Annotated in this window: 13 protein-coding genes; 5 read left to right on the forward strand and 8 right to left on the reverse strand. The window is 74.6% G+C overall.

Annotation, left to right across the window (positions count from 1 at the left end):
* Positions 1–14: 14 nt before the first annotated feature.
* The 3 genes from HZS56_RS18835 (at position 15) to HZS56_RS18845 (ending at position 5,573) form a co-directional block, all read left to right on the forward strand.
* Positions 15–2,675: a SpoIIE family protein phosphatase gene (locus HZS56_RS18835; RefSeq protein ID WP_216721871.1), complete on the forward strand. Its 2,661-nt coding sequence runs from the start codon at positions 15–17 to the stop codon at positions 2,673–2,675.
* A 135-nt stretch (positions 2,676–2,810) separates the two neighbouring features.
* Positions 2,811–3,983, forward strand: coding sequence for a M23 family metallopeptidase (locus tag HZS56_RS18840; RefSeq protein WP_216721872.1), 1,173 nt, complete (start codon positions 2,811–2,813; stop codon positions 3,981–3,983).
* A gap of 66 nt (positions 3,984–4,049) precedes the next feature.
* Positions 4,050–5,573 (forward strand): CYTH and CHAD domain-containing protein, encoded by a 1,524-nt coding sequence (locus HZS56_RS18845; RefSeq protein WP_216721873.1) that lies wholly within the window; start codon positions 4,050–4,052, stop codon positions 5,571–5,573.
* A 31-nt stretch (positions 5,574–5,604) separates the two neighbouring features.
* On the opposite strand, the gene HZS56_RS18850 is transcribed toward HZS56_RS18845, so the two are convergent.
* On the reverse strand, positions 5,605–6,006 hold the full coding sequence (locus HZS56_RS18850; protein ID WP_216721874.1) for a hypothetical protein: 402 nt from the start codon (positions 6,004–6,006) through the stop codon (positions 5,605–5,607).
* 247 nt (positions 6,007–6,253) lie between these two features.
* Positions 6,254–9,628, reverse strand: a complete 3,375-nt coding sequence (locus HZS56_RS18855) for a pyruvate carboxylase (RefSeq protein ID WP_216721875.1) — start codon at positions 9,626–9,628, stop codon at positions 6,254–6,256.
* Between the two features lie 255 nt (positions 9,629–9,883).
* On the opposite strand from HZS56_RS18855, the gene HZS56_RS18860 reads away from it, so the two are divergent.
* Positions 9,884–10,777 (forward strand): CAP domain-containing protein, encoded by an 894-nt coding sequence (locus HZS56_RS18860; protein WP_216721876.1) that lies wholly within the window; start codon positions 9,884–9,886, stop codon positions 10,775–10,777.
* 27 nt (positions 10,778–10,804) lie between these two features.
* Here the strand turns inward: HZS56_RS18860 and HZS56_RS18865 are convergent, their stop codons facing one another.
* From HZS56_RS18865 to HZS56_RS18875, 3 genes are read right to left on the reverse strand one after another with little or no spacing between them, the layout of a single operon-like run.
* Complete coding sequence (locus tag HZS56_RS18865; RefSeq protein ID WP_216721877.1) at positions 10,805–12,130, reverse strand: sensor histidine kinase; 1,326 nt, start codon at positions 12,128–12,130, stop codon at positions 10,805–10,807.
* The gene (locus tag HZS56_RS18870) at positions 12,127–12,816 is read right to left on the reverse strand and encodes a response regulator transcription factor (RefSeq protein WP_216721878.1); all 690 of its coding nucleotides are present in this window, start codon (positions 12,814–12,816) and stop codon (positions 12,127–12,129) included. Before HZS56_RS18870 ends, HZS56_RS18865 begins: the two co-directional genes overlap by 4 nt.
* Positions 12,817–12,869: 53 nt before the next feature.
* Complete coding sequence (locus HZS56_RS18875) at positions 12,870–13,415, reverse strand: hypothetical protein (protein WP_253914483.1); 546 nt, start codon at positions 13,413–13,415, stop codon at positions 12,870–12,872.
* 261 nt (positions 13,416–13,676) lie between these two features.
* Here HZS56_RS18875 and HZS56_RS18880 point away from each other — a divergent pair, with 261 nt between their 5' ends.
* On the forward strand, positions 13,677–14,432 hold the full coding sequence (locus HZS56_RS18880) for an SDR family oxidoreductase (protein ID WP_216721879.1): 756 nt from the start codon (positions 13,677–13,679) through the stop codon (positions 14,430–14,432).
* A gap of 85 nt (positions 14,433–14,517) precedes the next feature.
* Here HZS56_RS18880 and HZS56_RS18885 read toward each other — a convergent pair whose 3' ends face one another.
* The 3 genes from HZS56_RS18885 to HZS56_RS18895 all read right to left on the reverse strand — a co-directional run bounded on the left by HZS56_RS18885 (position 14,518) and on the right by HZS56_RS18895 (position 17,502).
* Positions 14,518–16,116 carry a molybdopterin-dependent oxidoreductase gene (locus tag HZS56_RS18885; RefSeq protein ID WP_216721880.1) on the reverse strand — a complete coding sequence of 533 codons (1,599 nt, stop codon included), beginning with the start codon at positions 16,114–16,116 and terminating at the stop codon, positions 14,518–14,520.
* Positions 16,117–16,178: 62 nt separating this feature from the next.
* Entirely contained in the window at positions 16,179–16,445 is a 267-nt protein-coding gene (locus HZS56_RS18890) for a hypothetical protein (protein ID WP_216721881.1), read from the reverse strand.
* Between the two features lie 55 nt (positions 16,446–16,500).
* Complete coding sequence (locus HZS56_RS18895) at positions 16,501–17,502, reverse strand: phosphotransferase (RefSeq protein ID WP_216721882.1); 1,002 nt, start codon at positions 17,500–17,502, stop codon at positions 16,501–16,503.
* Positions 17,503–17,649 lie beyond the last annotated feature (147 nt).

Raw genomic sequence — 17,649 nt, forward strand, 5'->3', positions numbered from 1 at the left:
CACACACTGGGGACATGGCTTCCCTCGGTCCGACGGCCGCCTCGCGGCGCTTCCCCGCGGAGCCGGTGAGCGCCGCCGCGGCCCGGAACTTCGTGCACCGCGCACTGCGGGACACCGCGTCGCACCTGGTGGACACGGCTCAGCTCCTGGTCAGCGAGCTGGTCACCAACGCGGTGCTGCACGCGCGCACCGAGATCGAGGTGACGGTCTCGCGATCCGACGGCCGGGTGCGCGTCCTGGTCGGTGACCGCCGGCCTGGTCGCGGTCTCGTATCGCCCTCCTGCCCGGCGTACGCCGGTACGGGCCAGGGGCTGGCGCTGGTGGAGCAGCTGGCCTCGCGCTACGGCGCCGACGCCGACGGCGAGCGCAAGACGGCCTGGTTCGAACTGTGGTCCGACGGTCCGCCGCCCCCGTCTCCGGGGTGGGAGGCGGCCGGGCCGCCATGCGACTCCGAACGGTCCGTGACGCTGGTCGACGTGCCCGGGGCCCTGGACTCGGCCTGCCGGCAGCACCGGCACGCGGTGCTGCGCGAGCTGACCTTCGCAGCGTCGCACGGAGACCTGTGCGGAGTGCCGCCGGACGACCTGGCGACGGCCAACGACATCAGCAACGTGATCAGCGCCTGTGTGGGCCCCGCGCGGGCGGGACCGCTGCCGGAGTCGGGCCTGCGCACCCTGTTCGCGGCCCTGCCGTCCGACGCGGCCGACGCGGTACGCACCCTGCGCCGCGTCCTGGAACGGGCCGAGGCCGCGGCACGCGAGGAACGGCTCCTGGTGCTGCCGGCCCTGCCGCGCGTCCGTGCCTTCCAGGACTGGTTCCTCGGACAGATCGTGGGTCAGCTGACCGGCGCCCGCCCCACCGCGTGGACGGTGGTGCCCCGCGAGCCGGAGATCGGCGCCCTCGAGGTGGCGCCGTGGCACGCGGGGCAGGCGCGGACCAACAGAACGCCGACCGTCGCGGCCGACGAGGGCAACCGCATCATCGCGGCGAACGGCCCGGCCGCGGACCTCCTGGGCTGGGAGCCGGACGAGCTCGTCGGCCGCAGGCTGACCGTGCTCATTCCCGGGCATCTGCGCGACCGGCACTCGGCCGCCTTCGCGTCGATGCTGCTGACCGGCCGCACCCGCATCGTGGGCCGCTCCGTGCCGCTGCCCGCGCTGCACCGCGACGGCTCGGTCGTGCCGGTCCGGCTGTTCATCCAGACGCAGGAGACGGCCGACGGCCGCACCGTGTTCGTCGCCCAGCTCAGCCCGCGGGCCACCAGGTCCCCCGACGTACCCAACGTGCCCGGCGCCGGACGGGAACCGGCCGGGGACGAGCCCGGCGGCCGGCCGGCGCCCGCCGCCCGGGAGCGGGGCGCCCGGGGCTCCCGTGGGGAGGACACGGAGGGCGGCATGTCCACCCTGGAGCGGCTCTCGCTGCTGGCGGATCTGGCGGCGCACTTCAACGACACCCCGGACCTGGCGGAGGGACTGCGGACCGCCGGACGGCTGCTGACGCGTCGACTGGCCGACTGGTGCGCGGTGGACCTGTTCACCGAGGACTCCCGGCTGGACCGGGTCTGCGTCGTCCACCGGGACCCCCGGGGCCTGCGACCGGACGCGTACGAGGGCGGGCTCCCCGAGATTTCCGAGGACGCACGCGGCCCGCTGGCCCGGGCGCTGCGCGGGGCGGGACCACTGCTGCTCACCGACGTCCCCCCGCCTCAGCGGGCGGCCGCCGCCCTGGACCGCAGCCACTCCGAGCTGTTCCGGGCGCTCGGGGCGGGCAGCGCCGTCGTCGCTCCGCTGCGGGCCCGCCGTCGGATCTTCGGCGCCCTGACCCTCGCCCGGGCACCCGGCGCGCCCCCGTTCTCGGAGACGGACCTGGCACTCGTCGACGACCTGGTGCACAGCCTGGCGCTGGGCGTGGACGACGCCCGCCTGTACGAGGCGTCACGGTCCATCGCCGAACGGCTGCAGCGCTCCCTGCTGCCCGGCCTGCCGCGGCTCGACCACCTCGGGCTGGCCGCGCGGTACGCCGCCTCCTCGACCACCGCGCAGGTCGGCGGCGACTGGTACGACAGCTTCGTCCTGCCCGACGGGAACACCGCCGTGGTCATCGGGGACGTCACCGGCCACGACCTGGACGCGGCCATCGCGATGAGCCAGCTGCGCAGCATGCTCCGCGGCATCGCCCTGGACCGCCGGGAACCGCCCGCCGAGGTGCTGCGCCGCCTGGACCTGGCCAACCACAGCCTGCGCCAGGAGGCCACCGCCACCTGCGCCTACGGCCTCGTCAAGGGCCCCGCGCACGGCCCCTGGGAGCTGACGTACGCCTGTGCCGGCCATCCGCCGCCGCTGCTCACGACCCGGGAGGGGGAGACCCGCTACCTGGAGGACGGCGCCGGGCTGCTGCTCGGCATGGACCCCACGCTGCCGCGGGCCAGTGCCCGGCAGGCGCTTCCGGCCCATTCGACGCTGCTGTTCTACACCGACGGTCTGGTCGAGCGCCGCGACGAATCCCTCGACGACGCGCTGGAGCGGCTGCGGCGGCACACCGCCGACCTGGCGCGCGAGCCCCTCGACACGTTCTGCGACGAGCTGCTGATCGGCCTCGGCGCCGACAACGCGGACGACATCGCCCTCCTGGCGGTCCGCCCCTCTCCGCCCTCCGTCCGCGACGACAGGGCATAGCGCTGCCGGGGCGCCTGCCGGGCGCTGCCGGTTCTGCCCGTTCGGGCAGTCCCTTGTGCCTTCCGGTCTCCTGACGGTCCGGCAGAACGCCGTTAGCCTCCCACTCGTGAGCATCACGTCCCGGCGAGCGGCCAGGTGAACGAAGAGCGACTGACCGCGGCGCGGCCCGCCGACGGCACGGACGACCCGCCGCCCGAGCGGCCGGAGACGCAGGAGCAGGCGGAGCAACCGGCGCAGGCGGAAGCACCCGAGCAGCCCGGGAAGCGGCCCAAACGCAAACGCCGGGGCCCGGGCCCCTTCACCCTGCTGCTGCTTCCGGGCCTGCTGACCGTCACCGGCGTGGCCGCGTTCCTCGCGCTGGGCGGCCTGCCCGCCCCGTGGCAGGACGACTCGGACGCCAAGGGACCGGCGACGGCCGGCATCGACCCCTCCTACGTGCCGTGGCTGCGCAAGGCGGCCTCGGCGTGCACCGTCCTCGAACCGTCCGTGCTCGCCGCTCAGATCGACCAGCTCTCCGGCTGGAGCGACGACACCGACGACCTCTCGGGCCAGAAGGGCATCGCCGCCTTCACCGACGGCGAGTGGCGGACCTGGGGCAAGGACGACGACGGCAACGGCACGTCCTCGCCCCACGATCCGGCGGACGCCATCATGGCGCTCGGCCGGCGGGACTGCTCCCTGGCCGAGAAGGTGACCGGGCTGCGGACCGAGGGCAGGGTCAACGGCGACCTGGTGGACCTGATGCTCGCCGCGTACGCCACCGGACCGGACGCCGTGACCGGGGCGGGGCGCGTCCCTGCCGGGGCCAGGACCTACCTGGAGGAGGTCAGCGCCCTGATCCCCCGGTACGAGGTGCTCGACCGCGAGGACGCGGGCGGCGGTTCCGGCGGCGCGGCCGGGGCCCTGCTGACCGCCCCGGTGAGCCCCCTGACCATCACCTCGCCCTACGGCTCGCGCGAGCACCCGCTGACGGGTGTGACCAAGCTGCACACCGGCGTGGACTTCGCGGCACCCCAGGGCGCACCGGTCGTCGCGGCGCGGAAGGGCCGTGTCGTGTTCGCCGCCTCCACCAGCGCGTACGGCAACCGCATCGTGATCGACCACGGGACCATCCAGGGCAAGCGGGTGGAGACGACGTACAGTCACCTGTCGGCCCTGGAGGTGGCCGTGGGCCAGGACGTGGAGGCCGGTGCGCCGATCGGACGGGTCGGCTCCACCGGGCTGTCCACCGGCCCCCACCTGCACTTCGAGGTCATCCTCGACGGCTACTACACCGATCCGCGCCCGTGGGTGGTCGCGCAGGGGTAGGTACGGCGCGGCGGGCGGCCGTGCGCGGAGGGGTTTGGTCCGGGGGATTCCGTCGAAGGACTCAGCATGAGCGAGTCGAAGCGCGAGACGGAACGGAAGTACGAGCCCTCCTCCGGCGCCGACGGCGTGCCGGACCTCACCGGCGTCGGTCCGGTCGCCTCGGTCGTCCCGGCGGGGTGCGCCGAGCTCGACGCTGTCTACCACGACACGGCGGACCTGCGACTGGCCGCGGCGTCGGTCACCCTGCGCCGCCGGACCGGTGGCCCCGACGCCGGATGGCACCTGAAGCTGCCGCTCGGCGGGGACACCCGGGAGGAGCTGCGGGCCCCGTTGTCGGACGACGTGCCCGGGGAACTGCGCGAGTTGGTGCTCTCGCGCACCCGGGGCGCGGAGCTGGTCCCGGTCGTCCGGATCCGGTCCGCGCGGGCCGTGCGGCATCTGCGCGACACCGGCGGCGGGGTGCTCGCGGAGGTGAGCCTGGACGAGGTGCGCGCGGACTGCCTCCTGTCCGGCGGTGGACGTGCCGAGTGGAGCGAGCTGGAGGTCGAACTCGCCGACGGCGTCTCCGTGTCGTTGCTGGACAAGGTCGAGAAGAGGCTCCGCAAGAAGGGCGTCGTGCGGGCGGACAGCCCTTCCAAGCTGGTACGGGCACTGCGGGACACGGGCGCTGCGGTGGAGCCGGCGGGGCCCCTCGGTGCGGTCGCCGGGTCGCCCGGCTGGTACGTGCCGGCGTACCTGCGTGAGCAGGCCGGCATCCTGGTGGCGCTGGATCCGGCGGTCCGTCGTGACCTCCCCGACGCCGTCCACCGGATGCGCGTGACGTGCCGGCGGCTGCGCGCCTGTCTGCGCTCGTACCGGTCGGTGCTCGACCGGCGGGTCACGGATCCCGTGCGCACCGAGCTGCGGTGGCTGGCCGGTGAGTTGGGAGTGGCGCGCGATCAGGAGGTGCTGGGCGAACGGATCGGCGGCGCGCTGGCGGACCTGCCCGGCGAACTCGTGCTCGGTCCCGTGGCGGCCCGGCTCCGCGTGTGGGAGGTCTCCCGGGGCGCAGACGCGCGGGCCCGGGCGTACGAGGCCCTGTCCACGCCGCGCTATCTGCGTCTCCTCGACGCGCTGGACGCGCTGGTCCGGCAACCGCCGCTGCGTGCCGGGGCCGCGAGCGGGCGGGAGAGCACCATGGCACGGGCGGTGCTCAAGGAGTACGGCCGTCTCGCCGGACGCATGGAGCACGCACTGGCCCAACCGCCCGGCCGGGTACGGGACACGGAGCTGCACGAGGCGCGCAAGGCGGCCAAGAAGCTCCGCTACGCCGCCGAGGTGGCACGTGGGGCTCTCGGCAGGCCGGCGGCCCGGCTGGGCAGCCGCGCCAAGTCCCTGCAGACGCTGCTGGGCGAGCACCAGGACGCCGTCGTCGCCCAGGACGCCCTGCGCCAGGTGGCCGTGGCGGCCCACGAGGCGGGCGAATCGGCTTTCACCTGGGGGCTGTTGCACGGCCTTGAGCGGGCGGTGGCCGATGCGCGGCTGGCGGAGCTGCCCGGTGTGTGGCGGGCGATGTCACAACCGGCGCTGCGGGCGCCGCTCGGCCGCTGACCGGCGGCGCGCATCCCGCGGGGCGTCCCGGTCACGCCGCCCGGGGTGTGCCCTGCTCACGCCGGGCGCGCAGCTGCCGCGGCAGTTCGGAGACCGGCGTCGGCGGGGTGCGGACCACACCGACCCGGTAGGTGGTCCGGTCGGGGTCGGCTATCGGCTCACCGAGCGTGATCCTGCCCGCGGCGTGCAGCGCGTCGCACACGGCGGTCGGCAGCGCGGCGTAGCAGCCGCCCCGGCCGGTGACGGAGTCCAGCGGCCGCCAGTAGCTGTATCTGCGCCGCCCGTCCTGGCGCACCGTGACGAAGACCGGCGTGCGCGCGTCGGCGACGACGCGGAGGACTTCGGTCTCGGCGGCTCCGGGCTCGGCGGGGCGTGAGCGGCGGGATCCGCGCGGGACGGCGGTCAGCGGGCGTGCGGCGGCGGTGTGGAGCATCGGTGGCGGCCTTTCCGGGTCAGTACGTCAAGATCTCCTACCCGGTCGGGCCGGTGTTGATCTCTGTCCCGCCTCATTCTTCCTGACGGCACCGACAACTCTCGCCGTATTTACCGAATCTGCGGCACTGAAATGATCTTCCCGGCGGGCGCGGACCGTACCGCCGCGCCGGGACGGCCCGGTTCTCCGGCCCGCGCGCCCGGCGAACGGGCGGTGGGCGAGCGGGAGAACCCGACGGTCCCAGGCGTCAGGTGAGTTGGACGAGGAGGTCGCCGCCCTCGACCTGCTGGATGCGGTTGATGGCGAGCCGGGTCACCGTGCCGGACTTCTGCGCGGTGATGGTGGCCTCCATCTTCATCGCCTCGATGGTGGCCACGGTCGCCCCGGCCTCCACCGTGTCCCCCTCGGTGACGGCGAGGGTCACCACGCCGGCGAACGGCGCCGCGACATGGCCCGGGTCGGTCCGGTCCGCCTTCTCGGTGACCGGGACGTCGGAGGCCGCCGACCGGTCGCGGACCTGGATCGGCCGGAGTTGGCCGTTGAGCGTGGACATCACGGTGCGCATGCCGCGTTCGTCGGCGTCGCCGACCGCCTGCAGCTCGATGAGCAGCCGGACGCCCGGCTCCAGGTCGACGGTGTGCTCCTTGTCGGGACGCAGCCCGTAGAAGAAGTCCTTGCTGTCCAGGACGCTGGTGTCGCCGTACGAGGCACGGTGGGTGTCGAACTCCCGCGCGGGGCCCGGGAACAGCAGCCGGTTGAGGGTGGCCCGGCGCTCCTTGCCGAGCCCGGTGCGGTCGTCGGCGGACAGTTCCGCGACAGGCTTCGCCTCGCCCCGTCCGCGCAGCGCCTTGCTGCGGAACGGCTCGGGCCAGCCGCCGGGCGGGGTGCCCAGCTCGCCGCGCAGGAAGCCGACGACGGAGTCGGGGATGTCGAACCGGTCCGGTTCCGCCTCGAAGTCGGCCGGGGAGACACCGGCGCCCACCAGGTGCAGGGCGAGGTCGCCGACCACCTTGGACGACGGGGTGACCTTGACCAGGCGGCCGAGCATGCGGTCGGCGGCGGCGTACATGGCCTCGATGTCCTCGAAACGGTCGCCGAGCCCGAGCGCGATGGCCTGGGTGCGCAGGTTGGAGAGCTGGCCGCCGGGGATCTCGTGGTGGTAGACGCGGCCGGTCGGGGAGGCGAGGCCCGCCTCGAAGGGTGCGTAGACCTTGCGGACGCTCTCCCAGTACGGCTCCAGGTCGCCGACGGCCTGGAGGTCGAGCCCGGTGGGCCGGTCGGTGTGGTCGGTGGCGGCCACGATCGCCGACAGGGACGGCTGCGAGGTGGTGCCGGCCATGGACGCCACCGCCCCGTCGACCGCGTCGGCGCCGGCCTGGATCGCGGCCAGGTAGGTGGCGAGCTGGCCGCCGGTGGTGTCGTGGGTGTGCAGGTGCACCGGCAGGTCGAACTCGCGGCGCAGCGCGGTCACCAGCTTCGCGGCGGCGGGGGCCCGCAGCAGCCCCGCCATGTCCTTGACGGCCAGCACATGGGCGCCCGCGTCGACGATCTGCTCGGCGAGACGCAGGTAGTAGTCGAGGGTGTAGAGGCGCTCGGCGGGGTCGGAGAGGTCGGCGGTGCAACAGAGCGCGACCTCGGCGACGGAGGTGCCCGTCTGCCGTACGGCCTCGATGGCGGGCCGCATCTGCTCGACGTCGTTGAGGGCGTCGAAGATGCGGAAGATGTCGATGCCGGTGGCGGCGGCCTCCTGCACGAAGGCGTCGGTGACCTCGGTGGGGTACGGCGTGTAGCCGACGGTGTTGCGTCCGCGCAGCAGCATCTGGAGGCAGATGTTGGGGGCGGCCTCGCGCAGCGCGGCCAGCCGGTCCCACGGGTCCTCGGCGAGGAAGCGCAGCGCCACGTCGTAGGTGGCGCCGCCCCAGCACTCCAGGGACAGCAGCTGGGGCAGGGTGCGGGCGACCACCGGGGCGACGGCGAGCATGTCCCTGGTGCGTACGCGGGTGGCGAGCAGCGACTGGTGGGCGTCGCGGAAGGTGGTGTCGGTGACGCCGACGGTGGCCGACTCGCGCAGTCGGCGGGCGAAGCCCTCGGGGCCCAGCTCGGCGAGCAACTGCCGGGACCCGGCCGGAGGTTCGTCCGCGGGCGCGGTCGGCAGCTTGGTGAGCGGATCGATCAGCTCGGGGCGCTCGCCGTGCGGCTTGTTGACGGTCACGTCGGCGAGGTAGGTCAGCAGCTTGGTGCCGCGGTCGGCGGAGTGGCGTGCGGTGAGCAGGTGCGGGCGCTGCTCGATGAAGGACGTGGTGACCCGGCCGCCCTGGAAGTCCGTGTCGTCGAGGACCGCCTGGAGGAAGGGGATGTTGGTGGCGACGCCGCGGATGCGGAACTCGGCCACGGCGCGCCGGGCCCGGTTCACGGCGGTGGTGAAGTCGCGTCCCCGGCAGGAGAGTTTGACCAGCATCGAGTCGAAGTGCGCGCTGATCTCCGTACCGGCGTGGGTGGTTCCGCCGTCCAGGCGGATGCCGGAGCCGCCGGGCGAGCGGTAGGCGCTGATCCGGCCGGTGTCGGGCCGGAAGCCGTTGGCCGGGTCCTCGGTGGTGATGCGGCACTGGAGCGCGGCGCCGCGCAGGGTGATGTTCTCCTGCGCGAGCCCGAGGTCGGCCAGCGTCTCGCCGTCGGCGATGCGCAGCTGGGACTGGACGAGGTCGACGTCGGTGACCTCCTCGGTCACGGTGTGCTCGACCTGGATGCGCGGGTTCATCTCGATGAAGACGTGGTTGCCGTCGCGGTCGACGAGGAACTCGACGGTGCCGGCGTTGCGGTAGCCGATCTGCCGGGCGAAGTTCACGGCGTCGACGCAGATCCGCTCGCGCAGGGCGGGGTCGAGGTTGGGCGCGGGCGCCAGCTCGATCACCTTCTGGTGGCGGCGCTGCACCGAGCAGTCCCGCTCGAAGAGGTGCACGACGCCGCCGTCCGAGTCGGCGAGGATCTGCACCTCGATGTGACGGGGTTCGACGACCGCCTTCTCCAGGAAGACGGTGGGGTCGCCGAAGGCGGAGGCCGCCTCGCGGGACGCCGCCTCGACGGCCTCGCGCAGCCGGGCGGGGTCCTCGACGCGGCGCATGCCGCGGCCGCCGCCGCCGGCGACCGCCTTGACGAACACCGGGAAGCCGACGTCGTCGGCGGCGCGGACCAGCTCGTCCACGTCGGTGGAGGGCGCGGAGGAGCCGAGGACCGGTACGCCGGCCTCGCGGGCGGCGGCCACGGCGCGGGCCTTGTTGCCGGTCAGTTCGAGGATCCTGGCGCTGGGGCCGACGAAGGTGATCCCGGCCTCCTCGCAGGCACGGGCGAGTTCGGGGTTCTCGGACAGGAACCCGTAGCCCGGGTAGACGGCGTCGGCCCCCGCCCGCCGGGCCGCACGGACGACCTCCTCCACGGAGAGGTACGCGCGCACCGGATGGCCCGGCTCCCCGATCTCGTAGGCCTCGTCGGCCTTGAGCCGGTGCAGCGAGTTGCGGTCCTCGTGCGGGAAGACGGCGACGGTGCGCGCGCCGAGCTCGTAGCCCGCCCGAAACGCACGGATCGCGATCTCACCGCGGTTGGCGACCAGCACCTTGCGGAACATTCTTGATCCTTTCAGCCTGCCGGGTGACCTGACCATGGTGTCGGCGCCGCCTGCGGTACGCCATGTGAGCCGGGCCACTCCGCGCCTCAGCGGACTTTGGCGGCTCTCTTAAGGCTTTCTGAAGTCCGCCTTCGAACGGCCGTTTCAACGCCGGAGGCGTTCTAGGCTCTCGAACACCCCCCACAGTCCCGGTGGGCGCAGGAGCGTCCACCGGGTACGGGGTTCCGTCAGCCGACAGACAGAGGTGTCCTGCGTATGGCTTCCCGACGAGCCGCTCACCGCTCCCGTTCCCACGCCCGTCCCCGCGGCGGGCTCAGGGGCCGCGGCACAGCGCTGGCGCTGGGCGCCGTCACCGTGACGGCGGGTGTCGGGCTCACCCTGGCGGTCGTGGACGGCGACGACGACGGTGCCTCGGAGCAGGTGGCCGCGGGGGCCGCCGAGCAGACGCCGAACGCCGGGGACCCGGCGGGCGGCGCCTCGCCCCTGACGTCCCCGTCTGCGAGTGCGAGCACGTCGGCGAGCGCCTCGCCGAGCAGGAGCCCGGAGCCGGAGAAGACGCGGGAGAGGCCGGCGAGCCCGACCGGTGAGCCCGGGGGGCACACGTCCGGCGCTCCCGTGAAGACGGCTCCCAAGAGCGGCGGCGACGGTTCGTCGGACGGCGGCGGGAGCGAGGACAAGAGCTCGGAGTCCGGCTCGGGGTCCGGCTCCGGGTCGGGGTCGGGATCCGGCTCGGGCTCCGCGTCGGGGTCCGGTTCCGCCGGATCGGGCGGGCCCGAGGCGCAGGTCCTCGCGCTGGTGAACAAGGAGCGGGCCGGGGCGGGCTGCGCGCCCGTCACCGCGAACGAGAAGCTGACCCGTGCCGCCGACGACTACAGCGACGTCATGGCGAGCAGCGGCGTGATGTCCCACACCGGTCCCGACGGCTCGACCATGTCGAGCCGGGTCGACGCCGCCGGTTACAAGTGGTCGACGCTCGGGGAGAACATAGCCCGCGGCCAGGCGGACGCCGCCTCGGTGATGAACTCCTGGATGAACAGCGAGGGCCACCGCGCGAACATACTGAACTGCTCCTTCAAGGAAGTGGGCGTCGGCGTCCACTTCGGCGACGGCGGCCCCTGGTGGACGCAGGACTTCGGCGCGGGCCGCTGACGCCTCCGGGCACCGCGGCCGCCCCGGTCACCGCCGCGGAAGCTCCTGGGCGGCGTCGGCCAGCACGAAGGACACCCGCACCCGTGCGCCGCCCAGCGGCGCACGGGTGATCGTCAGTTCTCCGTCGGCCGCGCGGGCCGCCCGGGCCACGATGTCCAGGCCGAGCCCCGTGGAGCCGCCGACGCTGACGCCCCGGGTGAGCGCCGCGTCGGGGTCCGCCACGCCAGGCCCGGCGTCGTCGACGGTGAGGAACACGTGCCGCTCCTGCCGTTCCACCCGTACGACGAAGCGGGTGCCGTGCGGGGTGTGCCGGAAGACGTTGCCGATCAGGGCGTCGACGACGGCCGCGAGGTCGTCCTCGGGGAAGGCGACGGGCGTCGGGCGCGGCGTGAAGGAACGCTCGCACAGGCGCTCCTGCTGGGTGGCGAGGACCGACCAGAAGTCCAGGCGCACGGCGACGACCTCGGCGACGTCGCACGGCTTCGCGGCGCCCGCCCCCGCGCCGCCGAGGTGGGCGGCGGCAAGGGGCGTGCGTGCCGCCGCGATGATCGAGTCGAGTTCGTTCTCCAGCTGGCCGGCCGCCTCGGTGACCCGCCGGGCGCTCGGGGTCGCGCCCATCCGGTCGGCCTCCAGGTAGAGGGCGGTCAGCGGCGTGCGCAGGCGGTGCGAGAGGTCGGCGACCAGTTCCCGTTCGACGGCCAGCAGGTCGACGACCCGGTCAGCCATGGTGTTGAACGCCACCCCGGCCTCCTGCAGCTCGGGCGGCCCGTCCGGCCGCACCCGTACGTCGAGGTCGCCGGAGCCGAGGGCGAGGGAGGCACGTTTGAGGCCGCGCGAGGAACGGACCACGCGGGCGCCGAGCCGGTCGGCGACGAGCACCGACCCGCCGACCAGGCCGACGGCGAGCAGGGCCATGACGCCCCACGACGCGGCCACGCCCCGGGTGAGGTCGGCGGCGGGCACATGCGCCTCGACGACGGCGACCCGCTCGCCCCGCAGGACGACGGGCTGGAGGTAGACCCAGCCGTCGTCGGTGTCCACGGCGAGCGTCTCGCGGCCGCGTACGGCCCGGTCGAGCGTGGCCTCGGGCGCGTGCGGGGTTCCGACGAATCCGCCGTCGGGCAGGTGCACCGCGAGCTGCTCCGAGGAGCCGAGCTCGGTGACGGCCTGCTGCACGTCGGCGCGCCGGGTGGTGAGCGCGAGCACCGGGGACAGGGCCGCGGCGCGCTGTTCGGCGGCGGTGGTGACCCGGTCCCGGGCCTGTTCGCGTACGAGGAGGGCGAGCGGGACGAGGAACGACAGCGCCACCATCGAGGTGACGGCCAGGGCGATCCCGGCGAGGGCGCGCCTCACGGCGAGCTGACCAGTTTGATGCCTATGCCGCGCACCGTGTGCAGATAGCGGGGCCTGCGCGCCTTCTCGCCCATCTTGCGGCGCAGGGCGGACAGGTGGACGTCCACCGTCTGGTCCTCGACGTACGGCTGCTGCCACACCTCGGAGAGGATGCGCTGCCGGGACAGTACCTGGTCGGCGTTGGCGGCCAGGTAGGCGAGCAGGTCGAATTCGCGCCGGGTGAGGGGGAGTTCGCGGCCCGCCAGGTGCGCGGTGCGGGCGGTGGTGTCGATGCGCAGGTCGGCGACCTGGAGGACGGGACGCCGTGCGGCCTGCACGTCGGCGGGCTCGGAACGGCGGAGCACCGCGCCCAGCCGGGCCGCGAGCTGGCCGCCGGAGAACGGCTTGACCAGGTAGTCGTCGGCGCCGGCGTTGAGCAGCCGGATGATCTCGGTCTCCTCGTCGCGTGCCGTGGCGACCAGGACCGGAACCCGGGAGATGCCCCGGATCATCCGCAGCACGTCGAGTCCGTCGAGGTCGGGCAGTCCGAGGTCGAGCACGACGATGTCCGGCGGGCTCTGGGTGACGGCGCGCAGCGCCTCAAAACCCTGGTGTGCGGTCTGCACCGCGTAGCCGTGCCCGCTGAGGACCTCGATCAGCGCGGCCCGGATCACGGGGTCGTCCTCGACGACCAGTACGGAGGCCATGGGGAGGCACGTTAGCCGGTCCGTCACTATGGTGTCGTGTCCCGCCTCCTGCGCTATCTGATCATCTGGCTCTCCTGCACGGCGGCCAGTGTCACGGCCGTCATCCTCACGATCCACTTCGTGGTGGGTTCGACCCGGCCGACGGCCCCGGTCGCGCAGTCGGCGCCGGAGCTGCCCTCGTCGCCCGCACCGGCACCGTCCGGTACCGGGAGCCCCTCCCCCGGCAGCCCGTCGCCGAGCAGCCGGGCGCCCGGTCCGAGCCCGGCACCGTCCCGGAGCAGCGCGCAGCCGCCGGAGCCGAGCCCGACCCCGACGCCCACCGCCCGCACCGCTTCTCCGAAGCCGTCGTCGGACGGGGTCGACCCCGCGGCCTGCGAGGAGGGCGGGGCCGGTGTGTACACGGTGCCGTCGGAGGGCGGCAAGGCGACCGTGCGCTTCGGGGACGACGGGGTGTGCCTGGTCTCCGCGGTGCCGGACCAGGGTTTCACCGTGAGCACCGAGCAGGGGGAACCGCAGACGCTGACGGTGACGTTCTCGGCGAGCCGCCACCGCTCGGAGATCACGGCGACGAGCCGGCCGCACAGCGGGGCCAACGTCAAGGAGGTGTCGTGGTGACGCCCGCCCGCCGTCCGGGTCCGGCGGACGGGCCGTAGCCCTGCCGTCCGTCGGCGCCCGTGTCCTTGGGGCGGGCGGGTCGCCGTCGGCGGACGGAGGGGTGTTTTCCGGCCGTCATTCGGGTGCCCGTGTCACAGACGCGGTGATCGTCCGGTCCTTCCCGGTGAAGACACACGTCGACGGCGGCACGGACCGCGGCAAGGACCGCGGCACCGCCGTGGAACCACTCGGAGAGGATCCGCATCATGAAGGTCGTAGTCATCGGCGGGACGGGCCTGATCGGCTCGAAGCTGGTCGCCCACCTCGTGGAGCACGGGCACGAGGCCGTGCCCGCGGCGCCGAGCACCGGCGTCGACACGCTGACCGGCGAGGGGCTGGCCGACGTCCTCGACGGTGTCTCGGTCGTGGTCGACGTCTCGAACTCCCCGTCGTTCGCGGACGACGCCGTGATGGAGTTCTTCCGCACCTCGACCGCCAACCTCCTCAAGGCGGAGGCGCAGGCCGGGGCGGCCCACCACGTGGTCCTGTCCGTGGTCGGCACCGAACGGCTGCAGGAGAGCGGCTACTTCCGTGCCAAGCAGGCGCAGGAGGATCTGGTCGAGGACTCGGGGATCCCGTTCTCGGTCGTCCACGCGACGCAGTTCTTCGAGTTCGTGGACGGCATCGCGGACGCGGCGACCGAGGACGGCACCGTGCGCCTGGCGCCCGTCCGCATCCGGCCCGTCCTCTCCGACGACGTGGCGGCGGCCGTGGGCCGCACGGCCGCCGGCGCACCCGTCGGCGGTGTGGTGGAGGTGGCGGGTCCCGAGGCGTTCCGCCTCGACGAAATGGTCGGTGACGCGCTCGCCGCCCGCCACGACCGCCGCACGGTCGTGGCGGACCCGCACGCCCGGTACTTCGGCGCCGAACTCCAGGACGCCACCCTGCTGCCCGGACCGGACGCGCACCTCGCCGCGAACCGGTTCGGCGACTGGGCCGCACGGCAGCGACAGGGCGGGTGAGCCGCGGACCGGCGTGGTGACGGTTCCCGCGTCCGCGGTGCGGGCCGGCCGTGCCCCGCCGCACCGCGTCCGTCCTGACGGTGCCTCACTCCACCGTCACCACGACGGAGTGCCATCCGCTCGCTCCGTCCGGGACGGTGCGGGTGCGCTTCTCGGTCTGCACCTCGCCGGTGCGGTCGGTCGCGCGCACGGTGAGGGTGTGGCCGCCCTTTCCGGCCCGCCAGGCGTAGGACCACTGGCGCCAGGTGTCGCGCGTGTCCTCGGCGGCGAGGACGGCCTCCTCCCAGGGGCCGTCGTCGACGCGGACCTCGACCTTGTCGATGCCGCGGTGCTGGGCCCAGGCGACACCGGCCACCATCACCGTGCCCGCCTTCGGCCGGGCGAACGGCTTCGGCGTGTCGATGCGTGACTGCGTCTTGATCGGGGCCTCGCGGGCCCAGTCCCGCTCGACCCAGTACGGGTCGTAGGCGTCGAAGGTGGTCAGCTCGATGTCCTCGATCCACTTGCAGGCCGAGACGTAGCCGTAGAGGCCGGGCACCAGCATGCGGACGGGGAACCCGTGGTCGAACGGCAGGGGCCGGCCGTTCATGCCGACGGCGAGCATCGCGTCGCGTCCGTCCATGACGTCCTCCACGGGGGTGCCGATGGTCATGCCGTCGACGGAGCGGGCGACCAGCTGGTCGGCCGGGCCGCCCCCGGAGGGCGGCCGGACGCCGCACTCGGCCAGCAGGTCGGCCAGCCGGACGCCGATCCAGCGGGCGTTGCCGACGTACGGGCCGCCCACCTCGTTGGACACGCAGGTGAGGGTGATGGTGCGTTCGATCAGCTCCCGGCGCAGCAGGTCGTCGAAGGTCAGGGTCGTCTCGCGGGTGACTCCCCGGCCGTGGATGCGCAGTTGCCAGCCGGTGGCGTCCACCTTGGGGACCACCAGGGCGGTGTCGACGCGGTAGAAGTCGCTGTTGGCCGTCGTGTAGGAGCTGACTCCGTCCACCCGGACCTGGGCCCGCCGGGGTGTCGCGGGGGCGGGCGAGGCGGGCGGCGGAAGGGTGATGCCGTTGCGGGAGGCGATCGCGTCCCGGCCGCCCGCGCCGTTCAGGGTCCGGCCCAGGGCACCGGCGCCGGCCGACGCGGCGGCAGCGGCGGTCGCCGCGATCACGAAACGGCGCCTGTCCCAGCCGCCGTCCCGGCCCTGCGCCGGTTCCCGGCGCGGTGGCGGCAGCAGGCCGGCCAGCACGTGCAGGAGCACCGCGCCGGCCGCGGCGCCCAGGACGGAGGGCACGGCGTCGGCGACGCCCGTGGAGTCGGGCCTGCTCAGGGCGGCGGCGGCACCGACGACGCCGAAGACCAGGACGCCCGCGGCGCCGGTGCGCCGGTGGCGGACGGCGAGCACGCCGAGGGCCAGGGCGAACAGCGTCAGGACGGCGAGGATGCCGAGTTGGAGGACCAGCTTGTCGTTGGTGCCGAAGGAGCGGATCGCCCAGTCCTTCACGGCGGGCGGCGTACGGTCGATGGCGGCCGAGCCCACCGCGACGACCGGGCCGGCCTGCGGACGCACCGCCGCGGCGGAGAGCTCCGCCACGGCGAGCGCCGCGCCACCCGCCAGGAGACCGCTCAGCGCACCCAGGGCGAGGCGCGCCCATGCCGGGGCCGGAGTCTTGCGCGGGGTCGTTTCTTCGTCGCTCACGTCGGTAATCCGGGGCCGGGCGGCGTCCGGATTGGTGACGGCGCCCGCCCACGCCCCGAGGGTCAGGGCACGTCGCCCCGCCAGTCGAAGCGGCGGGCGTCGCCCGGTCTGGGCGCGTAGGCGGCGCGGCCCCCCGTCCCGTACCGGCCCATCTCCGTCGCCAGGGACACACCCCGGTCGCGCTCGGGCGCCTCCAGGTCCGTGACGTCCAGCAGCAGTCCGTCCAGGGGGCCGCCCACCAACTGGGCGTAGGCACGCCCGGCTCGCGGTCCCGGGTCGTCGTGGTCCGCGCCGTAGACCCTGCCCCGCATGAACTCCACCTCATCCATGACGTGCAGCTTCGCACCCGCCACTGACAACGGCCCGTACGCCGGGACGGGCGGCCTAGAGCGGCGGCTCGTCGAGCAGTTCGAGCAGGCAGCGGGCGCCCGCCGCGGCCGTCGCGGCACCGGCGCCGTCGACCGCGGTCGGGAAGAGCCTGCCGTAGGCGGCGGCGCGGGTCGGGGCGCTGAGCCGCCAGGCGAGGTGCACCGCGCGGCGCAGTTCGCCGCCGGTGCGGCCGGCGCCCGTCCAGGGCTCGAGGTAGGCGTCGCGCAGGCGCGGGAGCACCTGCGGTCCGTAGTGCTCGGCGGCCCGGCGCGCGGGGACGGCCAGGCTGCAGAAGGGGTGGGCGACCACGGCGTCGCCCCAGTCGAAGAACGTGAACCTGCCGGGCGCCGGGTGGAAGAGCTGGCCGTCGTGCAGGTCGGCGTGGTCGAGGGAGTCGGGGACGCCCAGGGCGGCGAGTTCCGCGCACCAGTCCGTGAGGCGGGGACGCAGTCGGCGCAGTCTCGCGCGGTCCGCGGCGGGCAGCGGGGTCTCGTCGAGCCGGTCGAGTGTGCCGGGGAGTGCGGTGGTGGGGACGGCGGGGACTCCCAGGCGTTCGATCTCCGGTGCGTGGGCGGTCAGGGTGTGCTGCACGGCCGCGTACTGGCGCAGGAGTTCCTCCCAGGTGCCGGGGCCGGCCGTCCCGCGGGCCAGGACCTCGCGGAAGAGCGGGCCGCCGTCGGGCAGCAGCGTCCAGCCGCGACGGGTGTCCACCGCCAGCGGCTCCAGCACGCGTCCGGGCACCCGGCGGGCGAGCACCGCGGTCAGCGGGCCCTCGAAGGCGGCGGCCGGCGGACTGGCCTTGAACCAGACGGCGCCGCGGCCCGCGACGGACAGCCGCACCAGGACGGACCAGGGGCGCAGCCGTACCCGCCACTCCCCCGTCGGCCGCAGTCCGTGCGCGGCCAGTTGGGCCTGCGCCCAGCCGAGGGCGGCGGACCGCCAGGCCGGGTCCTCCCAGGGGGTGACGGCGTCCTGGTACCGGCCTCGGTCGACCGTCACCGGTTCAGCACTGGGCATCACGTCATCCCAGCACCGCGGGGCGCCGGAGGCCACCGCTTTTGGGCCCGTCGGGGGGGGGGGGGGGGGGGGGCGGGGGGGCCGCCCGCCCCGGGCCGGGCCCCCCGCGGGGGGGGCGGCCCCGGGGGGGGGGGGGGGCGGCGGGTG

It is taken from the genome of Streptomyces mayonensis (genome assembly GCF_018982965.1).
Classification (GTDB): Bacteria; Actinomycetota; Actinomycetes; order Streptomycetales; family Streptomycetaceae; genus Streptomyces; species Streptomyces mayonensis.